The organism is Phytobacter sp. RSE-02 (assembly GCF_040578655.1).
In the GTDB taxonomy this organism is placed as follows: Bacteria; Pseudomonadota; Gammaproteobacteria; order Enterobacterales; family Enterobacteriaceae; genus Phytobacter; species Phytobacter diazotrophicus.
In genome coordinates, this window is record NZ_JBEULY010000001.1 from 499210 (window position 1) to 516068 (window position 16859).

Genomic DNA, 16859 nt, shown 5'->3' on the forward strand with positions numbered 1-16859 from the left:
TGCCTTACCTTGATAGCGCATCGGCGGCGCAAATCAGCGCCAGATGGCTCAACCCCTGCGGCACGTTGCCGCGCCATTCGCCGCTTCGCACATCGAACATCTCATTAAACGTCTCCACATTGCCCTTATCGCAGAGCGTCTTAAGGATGGTGTCCATACAGTGCCGGGCGCGTGTTTTATCCCCCATCTCCGCCAGCGCCTCCACCATCCAGAACGAACAGGCGACAAAGGTGCTCTCCTCCTGCTCGACACCACTGTAGCGATAGAGCATGGGCTCGCCGTGCCCCAGTTCGTCCATAATGGCGTTGAGGGTTGAACGCATGCGCTGCGGATTACAGTGCTTACCATAATGCCAGGCAAGACAGAGCGAGGCATCGAGCCGGTCGCTGCCGGCATAAAAGGTATACGCCTGCTTTTTCTCCGACCAGCAATGCGTCTCGACCCATGCCTCGATGCGCGCTTTTTCACGATCCCAGCGGGCCACCCAGGTTGCCTCCAGGTGCCCCTCGCGCGCCAGATGGGCGGCAATATCCAGCGTTATCCAGCAGGTGATTTTAGAGTGGGTGTAGTGTTGCAGGTCGTGCAGTTCCCAGATGCCGGAGTCCGCCTGCTTCCAGATATCGGCGCAGGTATTCGCCAGCGAGGCGAGCAGCCGGGCGGTGGTAAGATCCAGCACGTGTCCGGCGCGGACAAACAGCAGAGCGGTAGCCAGCAGATCGCCATACATACTGAGCTGTTGCTGGTCACGTGCGTTATTGCCGATGCGCACCGGGCGTGAGTTCTTATAGCCGCATAATGGCGGGTAGCTTTCCGCCGGAACGATGCCGCCATCAAGGGTATAACAGACGCGGACTTTGCCGTCATGGCGCAGGATGGTGTTGGTAAGCCACGAGAAGGCCGCCTTGCACTCCTCCAGCGCACCGATAACGGTAAAAGCACGGATGATCATGCAGGCATCTCGTGTCCAGGCGTAGCGGTAGTCATAGTTTTTCTCGCCGCCGATGCCTTCCGGTAATGATGTGGTCGGTGCCGCCGCCAGGGCGCCGGTCGGGGAATAGAGCAGGAACTTTAGCGCCAGAGCCGAACGCGTCACGTGCTCAGGGAACATGCCTTTATAGGTCAGGCTTTCGCACCATAACTGCCAGACGTGGTCGGAGATATCAATATGGCCGTCAATTTTTTCAAGAGAGGGTACGGCGAGCGGTTCTTTATGGCTGACCAGCAACGCCACCAGTGAACGCACACCTTCACGGGCGATAACGGTTCCCTCTATCGCGTAGTCATCGAAATGGGTGACGGTGACATCGTCAGAGGTCCGCAGCATCGCCATTAAATCGCCAATATGGATAACCTGGCCTTTGTTGGTGTTCTGAATCCAGGGGGAGCGGGTACAGGCCGCCGTTCCCGGCACAAAGATCACCCGCAGTTCGACTTCGCCTTGAATGCCTTCGACGCGTCTCGCCAGTTCACACCAGGGCAGGCGTCCGGCGTAATTGCTATTGAGGGATTCAGTCAACATCACACAACCGGACGCTGTCTCATAAAAGGTTTCCAGCACATTGCTGTTTTCCCGGTAGCGGCGATCAACGCGATAATCGTCGGTGGGCTCAATCTGGAAATAACCACCGCTGGCGGCGTCAAGAATGCGATCAAAGAGCGGCGGGGAGTCCATATTGGGGGCGCACCACCAGTCAATTGCGCCGTCGGGGGCGATTAACGCCACCGAGCGGCCATCGCCAATGGCGGCGTAATCGCCCAGTCCCGCATAGCCATCATGACGCGGCGGATGAGAGTACGACTCGTTCTTCATCTTTTCTCCTGGTCATAAGTATGGCGGCCATCTGCCGCCATAAATAAGTGCGTAGATCAAGCGTAACAAGGATTGGCGATAGCGCAGGAAAATGACCTGTCTTTTCATCAAGCTGACGTAAGGTCGCTGAGGATGTATTCCTGTTTAGCGTTGGCGCTCCCGGTGGGAGATATACGTTCGGTTTGGATATCCGGGGCAAAAACGGAGCAGGGCGCAATGCCCGGAAAAATGAGAAATGTAAGCAAAACCGATGTGAGGTTGAACGTGTAATAAGAAAATTATTACCCAATAAAAAACAAGAGTAGCCACAACAGCTATGGCAGGCCGTAGCCTGCCACAGGTATTACAGCGTTCCCGTTCCGCCGTCAGAACACCAGACCTGACCAGAAGAGTAGGAACTCTCATCCGAGGCAAACAGCACATACAGCGGGGCAATCTCCACGGGTTGACCCGGGCGGCCAAGCGGTGCGGATGCGCCAAATTGTTTCACTTTTTCCTCAGGTTGACCGCCGCTTGATTGCAGCACTGTCCAGTATGGCCCTGGCGCGACGGCGTTGACGCGAATACCTTTAGCGCCAAGTTGCTGTGCCAGCGCTTTGGTAAATGCGACCCCACAGGCTTTGGTTTGCGCATAGTCCAGCAGAATAGGGCTGGGCTGATAAGCCTGAACCGAAGTGGTATTGATAATCACCGCCCCTTCCTGCAAATGAGGGATGGCTGCTTTGGTTATCCAGAACGGCGCATACACGTTCGTTTTGAAGGTTGCATCAAACGCCTCGGTGGTCAGATCCTCAATGGATTCGCAGTATTGTTGACGTCCGGCATTGTTGACCAGAATCTCCAGTCCTCCCAGTTCCCGGACGGCGCTTGCGACGAGCTGCTGGCAAAATGCTTCATCACGAACATCGCCAGGTAACGCGACTGCTTTTCGTCCTTCTGCGGCGATTAACGCGATCACCGCTTCGGCATCGGATTGCTCCTCAGGTAAATAATTAATCGCCACGTCCGCCCCTTCACGGGCAAAAGCGATAGCAACGGCGCGGCCGATACCTGAATCACCACCGGTAATTAATGCACGCTTACCTGCCAGCCTTCCGGAACCGATATAACTTGTTTCCCCATGATCGGGAATAGGTTTCATCTCGGAAGCCAACCCCGGCGGCTGTTGCGGCTGCGCCGGGAAAGGAGGCCGTGGGTAATGAAGATGTTTCTTATCCGCAGGTGACATAATTATTTTCCTCTTCTGTAAACCAGAATTTTAAGGTAGACCTTAATATTCATTCGCGCTATCAGAACAGAAATAACGAAACGTTTTTTTTAATTTTTATACAAACGGAACGCGCTATTTTTTCTTATTTTATGTAAAAGCTAAAACTAGCGAAGCGGCTATTTCTATCAAGCAATTCGTCAAGGATATATCTTCCGTTTGTCCTTTTTTTGAACATGAAGGTAACAAATCGTTAACTGATAACCCCCTGTTGAATAACATATATTCGGAATTTACTTAGGTTGATAATTAATAAACGCGACGATATAACGCATGGAATAACAAATTCACTTTTACATTAAAAGTTCACCTATTCTTTATTGTTAATTTTTGCATTTCGGTGCTACGCTCTTTGAGTCACAACATTCACAAGGAGATTAGGATGAACAATGAATCAGCATTTCCTGCATTTCCCGTTAATGGATGGCAGGTGGGAGCAGTGGAAGATTTGAATGGCGTGGTTATTCGTTTTGGTTACAGTACTTCCCCTTATGCGCCGGGCGGTTCAACGTTCGAGTCGCAGTTTTTTAGTCTGACGCCGGAGAAAGTTAAAAGCCTCATTTACGATCTCCAGGTTAGTCTGCATAAGTATGAAGAAAAAGTTGCCTGATACCCCTCAGTTTATGAATGATTAACATTGCAGCAGCTGTGGCTTATTGCAGTCTGCTGCCCATTATTGCCAGGCATCATACTATTCAATTTGTTATTTTTACTACATAATAGTTAAGTGCCGCTACGTTAACATTTAAGTCAATTCTTAATGTTGGCGTATTGCCTGCTTCTTACGCTATATATTATAGGTGAGCAATCCGTTGTGATGCTGAACTGGAGCGCCTATGAATGTTGTGTATTTTAAAGTTGATCACCCGCCGCACGAAAGACAAACCTCTGTTCACTACTATTTAAAATCCGTGCAGCTATTGCGGGATAATGCTGTTGTTGCCGATCTTGGTGATCTGAAAATAACTAATTTGCCTGCCTGGTTTTATACCGTTATCCCCACTGGATTCAGTAAAATAGAATTTTCAATGCAAAATAGATCGCAGTTACGTATTGAATGTTATGCGGGTTACTTACGTACTGGTGAGTATATTGTCTCGACGCCCGGCGGCGAAATCGTTTTGCCATTTAATGCCCTCTCAGGGCTTTGGACGCTGAATAAGCAAGGACAAGTGCATATCGACCATCAAGAATTTATGACACGCAATTATTCGCTACTTCGACCTGCCAAAATACCTGCACGTGGTGTATCCGTGTTTTGATGTGGGGTAGAGAGATATCTAGTTATTTTTCTTGTCTAAATCAAGTAGCTGCTCGACGGTCACCGCCGGGTAGCCCTGCGCATCTTCAGGTACCTCCTGCAATGAAGGAATAGGTTCCAGCGGGCCTAAGAAACGGGGTTCACGTTTGAACAGATATAAATCAGCGAGCGTCCCCAGACGTGCGCCAAATTCACGTATGCGTACGCTCCACATATTTTTCGGCGAAGGGACGGCATAGCATTGCGCCTGGATGCCCATATGCTGGGCAATAAAAAGTGCACGTTCGCAATGAAAGCGCTGGGTGATAATAATAAAATCGTTGGTATCGAAAACCTTACGAGTACGCACAATCGAGTCGAGTGTGCGAAATCCTGCGTAATCCAGCACGATGTCAGAAGGGTCAACGCCAGCGGCAATCAGGTCCTTACGCATGGTCATCGGCTCATTATAACTTTGCAGAGCGTTATCGCCGCTTAATAGCAGGTAATTCACTTTGCCGCTGTTGTAGGCATTCAGCGCGCCCTGAATACGATAGCGGTAATACTGATTAATCACGCCAGTGCGGTAATATTTTGCGGTACCCAGTACCACCCCCACCTGACGCCAGGGCAAATCCTGCAGGTCATCGTAGATGTAAGGTGCGGTTTTCCAGCTTATCCAGCGGTCTAAGCCGAGCGCAGTCAACAGCAGTAAGCCGATAAGGACCAACAGGCTGTATACAAAGCGCTTTAGCATGCGGACAAACTCGATACAGGATTAAATTTCACTCAAGGCTACTTTACCCGTCCGGCAATCGCAAGAAACGGGCGCTCAATTGCGGGGTTTTTCATCACTGCGGGCAAAATGCCCGCAGTTGACTGGTCAGTCGAGCAAAACACGCTCAACGTTCTGGCAACCCAGAGCGCGCAGCGTGGCGACAGTCGCGTCCCATTGGGTGAGAGGGGCATCTGCTTTTTCTGCGAGTACTGCACGCTGCATATCCGGATAGTCGAACCCGGCCAGGCTCATCAGATTCAGCGCGCCCTGGAGTGGTGGCAATGTCGGGTTGAATGCGGCATTTTCCGCATAGCTGCCGCTGAAAATGCGCCCATTGCGACACTCAATAGCCACACCAGACGGCGATTGCGTATAGGGCGTATGACTTTTGTTGGCTGCTGCGATAGCTGCCTGAGAAAGCGCGTCTCCGCGGAGGGCAAACCCGTGGTCCTGAGCATCAAGTAGCAGGGTTTTAATCTCAAGATCCTTAGGACCGAATGCGTCTGGCAGATAATCGCCCAGGGTATGCGGCGCACGACCCGGTAAGTTAATACGCAGCGTCAGGCCGCTGTTCAGTTCATTCATAAACTGACGACAGTGACCGCAGGGGGTGTAATTAACGGTGATGGAGGCCAGCGCCTTTTCACCGCGCTGCCAGGCGTGGCTAATGGCACTCTGCTCTGCATGGACGGTTTGCTGCATGGTGGCGCCAGAGAATTCCATATTGCTACCGAAATACCAGGTGCCGCTAACGCCGCGGGCAATCGCGCCGACATTAAAGTGCGAAAGCTCAGTACGTGCGCAGGCTGCTGCTAACGGTAACAGAGCGAAAGCCAACGCGTCTTCGTCCATTCCTGTGGCGTTAAGCAGAGTTGCTACCTGTTCTGCGCTTAACATCGCGGGAAAATCCGCGTCCGCCAGCAGCGGCGCCAGTGCGGCCTGTAAATTCTCCGCAAGGGTCGGAAACGCAGTGTGAAAACGTGAATGCATGGCGTTGCCTCATAACAATGTATTGGGATCGTAGTGTAAGGGCCGTCTTAGCCTTTATATGTGATCAACATCTCACTGTATATGCAACGTATGCAATTCAAATTAAAAATGCGCGACGCATCGCAAATTTTAACCCGCTATCGCGAGGATGACCGGGAACAGGAATGGCGCAATCAGTGACGTAATAATCCCACAAATGACCAGCGCCAGTGAGCTAAAGGCCCCTTCCTGATAATCCAGCTCTGCACAACGCGCGGTGCCCAGGGCGTGCGACGCGGTGCCCATCGCCAGGCCACGCGCTGATTTCGTGTGGATACGCATGGCATTCAGCATGGTATGACCGAAGACCGCGCCCAGGACGCCGACAAAAATCACACAGACTGCGCTAATTGCCGGAATACCGCCAATGCTGCCGCCAACCGCCATGGCAATCGGCGTGGTGACCGATTTAGGCAGAATGGACGCGGCAATCTCTGGCGATGCCCCCAACATCAGTGCAATACCGGCGCCGCTCGCCATCGCCACGATACTGCCAAAAAAGCAGATAGTGATGATGGATTTCCAGCGTGCGCGAATCTGGTGCAACTGCTCATAAAGCGGAAACGCCAGGGCGACCACGGCAGGTTGCAATAAATCATTAAGGATTTTGCTGCCCTGGAAGTAGTGGTCATAGGGGATACCGGTAACCAGCAGGAACGGGATAATGACCACCATCGCAATCAGCAAAGGATTTAGCAGCGCCATCTTGAAACGTGCAGAGAGCTTACGCGCAGCAAAAAAGACCGCCAGCGTGAGCGGAAGCGACCACCAGATATATGCCATCATTTTTCACTTCCCTTCTCGCCAACGACTTTACGCTCGCCGTGTATCAGATGCGTACTCCAGCTCACCACGAGAAAGACAATCACCGTACTGACGGCACAGGAGACGACTATTGGCCCAAACTGTGCGCGCAGAATGTCGTAATACTGCATTACGCCTACGCCGATTGGCACAAACAGTAGCGCCATGTAGCGGATCAGCACGTAGCAGCCGGGATTGACCCATTTGGCAGGCAGGATTTGCAGTGCCAGCAGGACAAACATGATTAACATGCCGATGATGCTGCCGGGAATCGTAATAGGCAGCAGTGATGAAATATAAATTCCTGCGTATAAACAAGCATATATCAGGACAAATGCGCGAAGGTACTGCCAGACAATGTTCAGTGATTTACTCATGGTGTATACCCTTGATGAAACGCATTCATCATACAATTAAAGCCGGAAATGTGCTACCGATCACATCATGAATTCTGAGCATACCAAACATTCCATTCTGGAACGTCGGGCATTACCACAAGATTGTTGTTCCAGGATTACGCGCTGTTTTTACGCTCTGCGGTGGGGATCGCCTGAATGCTGTGGATCACTTCGCGCATCGCGCGATTCACGACTTTGTCCTGGCGCATAATCAGCCCAAGCGTGCGATGCAGCGCAGGGACCAGCGGCTGCACAGTTAAGCCTGCGCAATCTTCTTCCTGCGCAACCGACATCCGCGGCACAATGCTGTAACCAAGTCCTGCGCGCACCATCCGTTTGATCGCCTCAATACTGCCAAGCTCCATCACTGGCGAGATATTCTTACCGGCACGCTGGAACCAGCCATCAATAAGCTGGCGTGTACTGCTCCCGGCGGCAAAAACAATCAGCGGCAGTTGCTCCGTCTCAACGCCAGACTCGCCCTCGGGCGGTTTCGCCGTGATAGAGACAAATTCATCGACCAGGACCGGCGTTACATCCAGATTTCTGCTGGTGGCGGGCAGGGTAACAAGGCCGATGTCGATACTGTTCTCCTCCACACCCCGGACAATATCCTGCGTATTGCCGGTTCTGACGCCAACCGAGAGCTGAGGATAGTCTTTACGTAGCTGTTGCAATATGGCAGGTAATAAATGAATACAAACCGTGGCGCCTGTGCCAAGCGTAACCGTGCCGCTGATATCGAGCTTATGCATGGCAACAGATTGCACGGCAGCACTAACGGCTTTTTCGATTTCTTCGCAGTGGGCCAGTAATGTCAGCCCTGCCGGTGTCGGGCGAACGCCGCGACCGGTGCGTTCAATCAGGCGGGTTTGCAGCGCGGTCTCCAACTGGCGCATCTGGAGACTGACCGCAGGCTGCGAGATCCCCAGCGCTTCGGCGGCAGCGGTAAAGCTGCGCCGGCTGATGACCAGCCTGTAGGTCGTCAATTGATCGAGACTGAGGTGTGCCATCCAAAGTTTTCCTTATACAGGTAATAAGCGCAGCACTATGTCTGTACTTATGCGTTACGGCTAGCCTGTCAACACACCTGATCAGGAGCCGGACAATGGAAATTATCGAAGCAGAAGAACAACATATTAGCGCAATGCAGCAAATATACGCCTGGCACGTGGTGAATGGCAGCGCCTCATTTGAAACCACCGCACCTGACAGAGAGGAAATGCTGGCGCGTTTAAACAAGACTCGCAGCGCCGGATTGCCGTGGTTTGTCATTCTCGAAGAGGGGATCGTGAAAGGCTATTGCTACCTCTCACACTATCGCACGCGTTATGCCTACCGCTACACGCTGGAGGACTCTATCTATATTGATGAACAATTTCGCCAGCGCGGAGCAGGCAAAGCGTTACTGGCGAAAGCCATTGAATGGGCGGAAAACCACGGCTATCGCCAGCTTATTGCCGTCGTTGGCAACAGCGAAAATGTGGGGTCGTTGCGCCTGCATCAGCAGGCAGGTTTTACCCTGACAGGAACGCTGAACAATGTCGGTTTTAAGCATGGTCGCTGGTTGGATATTGTCATTATGCAGCGCACCCTGGGCGAAGGAAGTTCGAGTCTTCCGGCTGTGGACGCTTACCCCCGCTCGGCCTGATGCAGCAGCGTTTTGAAACACACTTTCTTCCCTGTGTCAGAGGCGCTACTATGTCGCCTCATTTTTTCAGGGGCAATATATGCGTGTATTACTGGCGCCGATGGAAGGTGTGCTCGATTCGCTGGTGCGCGAGCTGCTGACCGAGGTTAACGACTACGATCACTGTATCACCGAGTTTGTGCGGGTGGTTGACCAACTGTTGCCGGCGAAATCGTTTTACCGCATCTGCCCTGAACTGCATCATCAAAGTCGCACTCCCTCCGGTACGCTGGTTCGCGTACAACTACTGGGGCAATATCCCGAGTGGCTGGCGGAAAACGCGGCTCGTGCGGTGGCATTAGGTTCCTGGGGCGTCGATCTCAACTGCGGCTGTCCGTCGAAGCTGGTGAATGGCAGTGGCGGCGGGGCAACGCTGCTCAAAGACCCTGAGCTGATTTATCGCGGGGCGAAAGCCATGCGCGAAGCCGTGCCCGCTCATCTGCCGGTAACGGTAAAAGTGCGTCTGGGGTGGGATAGCGGCGCACGACAGTTTGAAATTGCCGATGCCGTTCAGCAGGCCGGCGCGTCTGAGCTGGTGGTTCACGGGCGAACAAAAGAAGACGGCTATAAAGCGGAGCGTATTAACTGGCAGGCCATTGGTGAGATTCGCCAGCGTCTTAGCATTCCGGTTGTCGCGAATGGCGAGATCTGGGACTGGCAGAGCGCGCAGGACTGCATGGCAGCAACCGGCTGCGATGCGGTAATGATTGGTCGTGGCGCGCTGAACGTCCCCAACCTGAGCCGGGTCGTCAAAGAAAACGCGCCGCGAATGCCCTGGCCCGAGGTTGTTGCGCTGTTGCAAAAATACACGCGGCTGGAAAAGCAGGGCGATACCGGGATGTATCATGTGGCGCGAATCAAACAGTGGCTGGGCTATCTGCGCAAAGAGTACGCCGAAGCGATTACGCTGTTCGAGCAGATTCGTACCCTTAAGAGTTCACCGGACATAGCCCGCGCGATTCAGGCACTGAAAGCGTAAACTCTGCGATCATAGTCACGTTTTTGCGTGGCATTGATTGAGTGAATGAAGCAACCTGATAAAGTTTCCTGCGGATTGTTACTGCGTAAGCAGGCTAAACCTGATGTTCTGGCATTTGCCGGAAGTCAGGTTTTTTTGTTTCTGGGGTTCGGATGAAAATCGCCAAAATACTTAATAATAATGTGGTGGTCGTGCTGGATGAACAACAACGCGAGCAGGTCGTTATGGGCCGGGGGCTCGCGTTCCAGAAACGTACCGGCGATGAGCTGGATGACAGCAAAATCGAGAAGATTTTTGCCCTGCAAAGTGACGAACTGGTCAGACGCTTAAGCGAGTTGCTCAATCAGATCCCGCTTGAGGTGATGACCGCCTGCGATCGCATTATTGAACTGGCGCGCGGTCGGCTGGGGAAGTTGCAGGATAGCCTCTATATCACCCTGACAGACCACTGCTTTTTTGCCATTGAACGGCTGAAAACAGGGCAGGTGATTCGCAATGTTCTGTTGTGGGAGATACGCCGTCTCTATCCCAAAGAGTTCCAGATTGGGCAAGAGGCACGGGCAATCATCGCAAAACGCCTGGGCGTGGAATTACCAGAAGATGAAGCCGGATTTATCGCGCTGCACCTGGTCACCGCCCAGCTTAACAGTGATATGCCGGATGTTATGCATATCACTAAAGTGATGCAGGAGATCCTGCATATCGTGAAGTACCAGTTGAAACTCGACTATAACGAAGAGTCGCTCAGCTATCATCGGTTCGTCACGCACCTGAAATTTTTCTCCCAGCGGATGTTAACCCGCACGGTGGTCGAGGATGACGATTTGTCGCTGCACCAGGCGGTTAAAGAGAACTATGCCAGCGCCTGGCGTTGTGCGGAAAAGGTGGCTCGCCATCTGGAACAAAACTATCAGCGGAACCTCACCACAGAAGAGATTATGTTCCTTGCGATTCATATTGAGCGCGTACGAAAAGACAAACGCTAAAAATAGCGTGAAGAACGAAGTGTAAAACAGGATTGTTACTGCATCTCGCAGGCAAAACCTGAGCCCGGCCCGCGAGGTGCTGGACTCAGGTTTTTTTTTATCTCAGTCACAGCCTTCGGGCATAAGAAGTAAGGAAAAAGCATGGAATATCAAGCGCTGGCGAAAGATATTCTCAGCCACGTTGGGGGCAAGGAGAACATTACCAGCCTGGTGCACTGCGCCACCCGGTTACGCTTTAAGCTCAAAGATAACAAGAAAGCTGATGGCGAAGGGCTGAAAGCCAACCCAGGCATCATTATGGTGGTCGAAAGCGGCGGGCAGTTTCAGGTAGTGGTTGGTAACCACGTTCATGACGTCTGGCAGGCGGTGCGTGATGAAGCCGGGCTCACGGATGACACACCGGTTGCTGAGCCGGAACAAGGGGAAAAAGTCTCTCTTGTTGGTCGCGTGATCGATGTCGTCTCCGGCATTTTTACCCCTTTTATCGGTATCATGGCAGCATCAGGGATCCTGAAAGGGCTGCTGGCGCTGGCCGTGGTCTGCGGCTGGTTGACGACAAACAGCGGAACATACCAAATCTGGTTTGCCGCCAGCGATGCGCTGTTCTATTTTTTCCCGCTGATTCTCGGTTACACCGCCGGGAAGAAATTTGGCGGTAACGCCTTTGTGACCCTGGCGATTGGCGGCGCGCTGACCCACCCGATGATGATAAAAGCCTTTGAAGCAAGCCAGACACCAGGGGCGGTCAGCGAAACGTTTTTGGGAATCCCGATAACTTTTATCAATTACAGCGGCTCGGTTATTCCGATCATTATTGCCGCCTGGGCAAGCTGCTGGCTGGAAAAGCAATGTAATAAATTCCTGCACTCGGCAGTGAAGAACTTTTTTGGTCCGCTGATCTGTATCGCGGTGGTTGTGCCGCTGACCTTCCTGGTGATCGGTCCGCTGGCGACCTTGCTGAGCCAGGGGCTGGCGCACGGCTATCAGGCCATCTACCTCTTTGCCCCCTGGCTGGCTGGCGCAGCGTTGGGTGCGCTGTGGCAGGTGTGCGTGATTTTCGGTCTGCACTGGGGTCTGGTGCCGCTCATGATCAATAACCTGACCGTGTTCGGCCAGGACACGATGCTGCCCATTTTACTGCCTGCGGTACTGGGCCAGGTGGGGGCGGTACTGGGGATTTTCCTGCGTACCCGTGACCCTCGTCAGAAAATACTGGCCGGTTCGGCGGCCACGGCGGGTATCTTCGGTATTACTGAACCCGCGGTCTATGGTCTGACGCTACCGCTGCGCCGTCCGTTTATTTTTGGCTGCGTTTCCGGGGCTATCGGCGGGGCGATTGTTGGCTTTAGCGACAGTCACGTCTACTCGTTTGGTTTTGCCAATGTCTTTACTCTGGCGCAGATGATCCCGCCGGGCGGTGTGGATGCCACCCTGTGGGGCGGGATTCTGGGTACGGTTGTTTCACTGGTGCTGGCGTGCATCCTCACCTTTGTGGCGGGGATGCCAAAAACGACTACGGTGACAAAACCGATTGCCGTTGTGCCGGGTGAAAACGACATCCTCTCACCGATGTCCGGAACCGTACTGGCGCTTGAACAGGTGCCGGACAGCACCTTTGCAGCCGGGTTGCTCGGCCAGGGGGCGGCGATTATCCCCTCAGACAATAAAGTGATTGCGCCCTTTGCCGGTGAAGTGGCCTCACTCTTTCAGACAAAACATGCCATCGGCTTATTAAGCGACAGCGGTATTGAGGTGTTGATCCATGTGGGCATCGATACCGTCAAGCTGGAGGGCAAGCCCTTTACCGCACATGTCAGCGTTGGCGATAAGGTTCAGCCTGGCGATTTACTGCTGGAGTTTGATCGCGATGCGATCCTCTCAGCCGGATACGATCTGGCAACGCCCATTATCATCAGCAACAGTGACGACTATCGCGCTGTGACGACCGTGGCATCGACATCGGTGGAATCCGGTATGCCGCTACTGGCCGTCAATCGTTAATCAAAGGAGATATCAATGAATACATTCCCGAATGACTTCTTATGGGGCGGCGCTATCGCTGCAAACCAGGTGGAAGGCGCTTATCTGGAAGACGGCAAAGGCCTTTCCACCTCGGATGTGCAACCAAAAGGCGTATTCGGTGACGTGGTAGAGCGCGTGGCAGGTGACAGCGGCCTGAAAGATGTCGCTATCGATTTCTATCACCGCTACCCGGAAGATATCGCCCTGTTTGCGGAAATGGGTTTTAGCTGCCTGCGAGTGTCCATTGCCTGGACGCGTATTTTCCCCAACGGTGATGAAACCACGCCCAATGAGGCGGGGCTGGCGTTCTACGACAAACTCTTTGATGAGATGATTAGCAAAGGGATGACGCCGCTGGTGACGTTATCGCATTACGAAATGCCATGGGGGCTGGTGAAAGGTTACGGCGGCTGGGGCAGCCGTCAGACCATTACCTTCTTTGAGCGTTATGCCCGCACGGTATTTGAACGTTATAAGAACAAAGTGAAGCTGTGGCTGACTTTTAACGAGATCAACATGTCGCTGCATGCCCCGATGACGGGTGTCGGCCTGCCGGAAGGTAGCAGCAAAGCGGAGATCTTCCAGGCTATCCACCATCAGCTTGTGGCGAGCGCGCTGGCGGTAAAAGCCTGCCACGAGATTATCCCGGATGCCAAAATCGGCAATATGATCCTCGGCGGCCTGATGTATCCGCTGAGCTGCAAACCGGAAGACGTGCTGGAAACGCTGCAGCAAAACCGTACCTGGCAGTTCTTTGGCGACGTGCAGTGCCGTGGCGAATATCCGGGTTATATGCTGCGTTTCTTCCGTGAAAACGGCATTACTCTCAACATTAGCGATGCGGATCGTGACGCGCTGCGCACCACCATCGATTTTATCTCGTTTAGCTACTATATGACCGGCTGTGTGACGACCGACGAAGAACTGAACCAGAAAGCGCGCGGCAACATACTCAGCATGGTACCGAACCCGCACCTTGCAAGCTCAGAATGGGGCTGGCAGATTGACCCGGTTGGCCTGCGCACGCTGCTGAACGTCATGTGGGATCGCTGGCAGAAACCGTTATTTATCGTGGAAAACGGTCTGGGTGCGAAAGACAAACCGGAAGCGGATGGCAGCATCAATGACGATTACCGCATCAGCTATCTTAACGATCACCTTGTGCAGGTACGCGAAGCCATTGAAGACGGGGTGGAGGTGATGGGGTATACCAGTTGGGGGCCAATCGATCTGGTGAGCGCGTCAAAAGCGGAGATTTCCAAACGCTATGGCTTTATCTACGTTGATCGTGATGATGCCGGTAACGGTACGCTGGCGCGCAGCCGTAAGAAAAGTTTCTGGTGGTATCAGGAAGTCATCGCCAGCAGAGGGGCATCGCTCAAGCGATAAGCTAACGGCTGTCATTCGCAATACCCCCTCACTTCCACGGAGGTGAGGGGGGAGTTTTTAGAAAATCATCTTAAACACGCCGGTGACCACCAACAGCCCAATCAAAAAGATAATCAAAATAACCCACAGCAATACCTTCAACATGCTTTTCTCTCCCTTGATGCGTTGTACTCACCGCAAAGTGTAGCAACCGTTCAGAAATATGCCTTTTCTCTATACTGAAGGTTTGGCCTCACGACCGGAGGGGAAAATGACCATGCAGAAAGTCGCTATTGTGACCGCAGCGGATTCAGGTATTGGTAAAGCCTGCGCGCTAATGCTGGCGGAAAAAGGGTTTGATATTGGTATCACCTGGCACTCGGATGACAGCGGGGCGCGCGATACTGTTCAACAGGTAGAAGCGCGCGGCAGACAGGCCCGTACCATCCAGCTCGACTTAAGCCATCTGCCGGACGGCGCTCAGGCTATCGAGACGCTGATTAACGCGTTCGGCCGTGTCGATGCGCTGGTCAATAATGCCGGCGCAATGACCAAAGCACCGTTTTTGGATGTCAGTCTGGAAGCGTGGCGGAAGATTTTTACCGTGGATGTTGAAGGGGCGATGTTGTGTTCACAAATTGCCGCACGTCATATGGTTAAGCAGGGGCAGGGGGGACGTATTGTGAATATCACCTCTGTGCATGAACACACCCCACTGCCTGAAGCCAGCGCCTATACGGCGGCGAAACATGCGTTGGGCGGATTAACCAAATCCATGGCACTGGAGCTTGTTAGTTACAACATACTGGTTAATGCGGTGGCGCCCGGTGCGATAGCCACGCCGATGAATAATATGAGCGATGCTGACGCCAAACCGGGCTCTATGCCGAACATCCCGCTGGCAAGGCCCGGTAAAACCCAGGAGATCGCGAGCCTGGTGGCCTGGCTCTGTTCTGATGACGCCAGTTATACCACCGGGCAGTCGTTCATCGTCGACGGCGGCTTTATGCTGGCGAATCCGCAGTTTAACGCCAGCCGCCATTAACTACTCTGACGGTGGGTTGCGGCGTTTCTTTTGCCGATGCCGCAGCCACCAGCGCACGGAAAAGACCACCACCACGGCCAGTACCAGCCAAATCAGCTTCTTAAGATGGTGATCAAACTGATGTAACCACGGCCCGATAACTTCCCCACCCAGGTAGCCTAACGTCGTGAAAATCAATGCCCAGACGATGGCGCCGAAAATATTCAGTGGCAGGAAGATTTTTGGGGGCAGATGGCTGGCGCCGATCAGTAGCGGCCCGATGATGCGAAAGCCGTACATAAAACGCGTACCGATGACAAACAGCCAGGGACGGCGGTTAATCATGCGTTGTGCCTGGTTAATTTTGTCCTGATGGCGGGAAAAGCGTTGCAGGATCTTCATGCCATATCGGCGCCCCAGCAAATAGAGCAACTGGTCTCCAATCATCCCACCGAGCGCAACGGCCATGACCACCAGCGGAAACTTAAGCAACCCCTGATGCGCGGCAACGCCACCCAGCAGGGTGATGGTTTCCCCCTCAGCAATACTACCAACAACCAGCGCGGCATAGCCGTACTGGCTGATAAGATGATTCATATCCATAGGTCCAACAATTCTCCCGTTAAACCCCTTAAGCATACACCCTATGAATTGAATGCGCCGACAACCACGGTTTCGTTGCGCGGATTGTCGCTACGTATTTTTCGATCTGAACACAAAATAACCAGCAGAGTGACTTATACTTAAGGTGTCTGTATTCGGGCATTCAGCAAGGGGGCGTTATGAACCATGTCTGGGGACTTTTTTCCCATCCCGATCGTGAAATGCAGGTCATAAAGGGCGAAAACGAAACCGTTTCGCATCACTACACCCACCATGTCCTGATCATGGCGGCGATTCCCGTTATCTGTGCTTTTATTGGCACGACGCAAATAGGCTGGAATTTTGGCGAAGAGAGCGTGGTTCAGTTGAACTGGTTTACCGCGTTTTATCTGGCCGTCATTTTCTATGCGCTGATGCTGGCCGGTGTGGCGGTGATGGGCCGTGTGATTTGGTGGATGGCAAGGAGCTACCCGCAGCGTCCCTCTCTGGCGCGCTGTATGGTTTTTGCCGGGTATGTCGCAACGCCACTCTTTTTGAGCGGTCTTGTGGCGCTCTATCCGCTGGTCTGGCTGTGCGCGCTGGCGGGGACCGTAGCACTTTTCTACACCGGTTATCTGCTCTATGTAGGGATTCCCACCTTCCTCAATATCAACCGAGAGGAAGGGCTGAGTTTCTCCAGTTCGACGCTGGCGATTGGGGTGCTGGTACTTGAAGTGCTGCTGGCGCTCACGGTCATTCTTTGGGGTTACGGCTACCGTCTGTTCTAATCGCATTGCGTTGCTGGTTGAAGTACCAGCAACGCAATCTTCTGCAATGAATCTTGTGTGGCGACATGCGGGCGTGGCGGCTATTATGCCAGGG

17 protein-coding genes are annotated in these 16859 nt (G+C 53.1%); 9 read left to right on the forward strand and 8 right to left on the reverse strand.

Annotated features, from left to right (window positions below):
* Positions 1–4 precede the first annotated feature (4 nt).
* Together ABU190_RS02165 and ABU190_RS02170 are read right to left on the reverse strand one after the other, a co-directional pair.
* On the reverse strand, positions 5–1810 hold the full coding sequence (locus ABU190_RS02165) for a glycoside hydrolase family 15 protein (protein WP_354690248.1): 1806 nt from the start codon (positions 1808–1810) through the stop codon (positions 5–7).
* 343 nt (positions 1811–2153) lie between these two features.
* Positions 2154–3038, reverse strand: a complete 885-nt coding sequence (locus ABU190_RS02170) for an SDR family oxidoreductase (protein ID WP_193793921.1) — start codon at positions 3036–3038, stop codon at positions 2154–2156.
* Between the two features lie 421 nt (positions 3039–3459).
* Here ABU190_RS02170 and ABU190_RS02175 point away from each other — a divergent pair, with 421 nt between their 5' ends.
* Positions 3460–3687 (forward strand): phage domain protein, encoded by a 228-nt coding sequence (locus tag ABU190_RS02175; RefSeq protein ID WP_041852031.1) that lies wholly within the window; start codon positions 3460–3462, stop codon positions 3685–3687.
* A gap of 226 nt (positions 3688–3913) precedes the next feature.
* Complete coding sequence (locus tag ABU190_RS02180; RefSeq protein ID WP_354690249.1) at positions 3914–4339, forward strand: hypothetical protein; 426 nt, start codon at positions 3914–3916, stop codon at positions 4337–4339.
* A gap of 18 nt (positions 4340–4357) precedes the next feature.
* On the opposite strand, the gene sanA is transcribed toward ABU190_RS02180, so the two are convergent.
* The 5 genes from sanA to ABU190_RS02205 all read right to left on the reverse strand — a co-directional run bounded on the left by sanA (position 4358) and on the right by ABU190_RS02205 (position 8339).
* Entirely contained in the window at positions 4358–5074 is a 717-nt protein-coding gene (sanA, locus tag ABU190_RS02185; protein WP_193793919.1) for an outer membrane permeability protein SanA, read from the reverse strand.
* Between the two features lie 126 nt (positions 5075–5200).
* Entirely contained in the window at positions 5201–6085 is an 885-nt protein-coding gene (gene cdd / locus ABU190_RS02190; protein ID WP_354690250.1) for a cytidine deaminase, read from the reverse strand.
* Positions 6086–6214: 129 nt separating this feature from the next.
* Complete coding sequence (locus ABU190_RS02195; RefSeq protein ID WP_296429774.1) at positions 6215–6910, reverse strand: CidB/LrgB family autolysis modulator; 696 nt, start codon at positions 6908–6910, stop codon at positions 6215–6217.
* Positions 6907–7305: a CidA/LrgA family protein gene (locus ABU190_RS02200; protein WP_110294521.1), complete on the reverse strand. Its 399-nt coding sequence runs from the start codon at positions 7303–7305 to the stop codon at positions 6907–6909. The genes ABU190_RS02195 and ABU190_RS02200 overlap by 4 nt, the downstream gene beginning before the upstream one ends.
* Positions 7306–7442: 137 nt before the next feature.
* Positions 7443–8339 carry a LysR family transcriptional regulator gene (locus ABU190_RS02205; protein ID WP_354690251.1) on the reverse strand — a complete coding sequence of 299 codons (897 nt, stop codon included), beginning with the start codon at positions 8337–8339 and terminating at the stop codon, positions 7443–7445.
* Between the two features lie 95 nt (positions 8340–8434).
* Between ABU190_RS02205 and ABU190_RS02210 the strand changes: the two genes are divergently transcribed.
* From ABU190_RS02210 to ABU190_RS02235, 6 genes are all read left to right on the forward strand, one after another.
* Positions 8435–8977 (forward strand): N-acetyltransferase family protein, encoded by a 543-nt coding sequence (locus tag ABU190_RS02210; protein WP_354690252.1) that lies wholly within the window; start codon positions 8435–8437, stop codon positions 8975–8977.
* A gap of 79 nt (positions 8978–9056) precedes the next feature.
* Entirely contained in the window at positions 9057–9995 is a 939-nt protein-coding gene (gene dusC / locus ABU190_RS02215) for a tRNA dihydrouridine(16) synthase DusC (RefSeq protein ID WP_354690253.1), read from the forward strand.
* Between the two features lie 152 nt (positions 9996–10147).
* Complete coding sequence (gene bglG / locus ABU190_RS02220) at positions 10148–10981, forward strand: transcriptional antiterminator BglG (protein WP_041852022.1); 834 nt, start codon at positions 10148–10150, stop codon at positions 10979–10981.
* 141 nt (positions 10982–11122) lie between these two features.
* Positions 11123–12982, forward strand: a complete 1860-nt coding sequence (bglF, locus tag ABU190_RS02225; RefSeq protein ID WP_354690254.1) for a PTS beta-glucoside transporter subunit IIABC — start codon at positions 11123–11125, stop codon at positions 12980–12982.
* 15 nt (positions 12983–12997) lie between these two features.
* Positions 12998–14392, forward strand: a complete 1395-nt coding sequence (ascB, locus tag ABU190_RS02230; protein ID WP_354690255.1) for a 6-phospho-beta-glucosidase — start codon at positions 12998–13000, stop codon at positions 14390–14392.
* Between the two features lie 256 nt (positions 14393–14648).
* On the forward strand, positions 14649–15416 hold the full coding sequence (locus ABU190_RS02235) for an SDR family oxidoreductase (RefSeq protein WP_172960921.1): 768 nt from the start codon (positions 14649–14651) through the stop codon (positions 15414–15416).
* On the opposite strand, the gene ABU190_RS02240 is transcribed toward ABU190_RS02235, so the two are convergent.
* A complete protein-coding gene (locus ABU190_RS02240; protein ID WP_041852018.1) occupies positions 15417–15998 on the reverse strand; it encodes a DedA family protein in 582 nt (193 codons plus the stop codon). It abuts the gene before it with no gap.
* Positions 15999–16177: 179 nt separating this feature from the next.
* Between ABU190_RS02240 and ABU190_RS02245 the strand changes: the two genes are divergently transcribed.
* On the forward strand, positions 16178–16765 hold the full coding sequence (locus ABU190_RS02245; RefSeq protein WP_271850740.1) for a Yip1 family protein: 588 nt from the start codon (positions 16178–16180) through the stop codon (positions 16763–16765).
* The last annotated feature ends 94 nt before the right edge of the window (positions 16766–16859 follow it).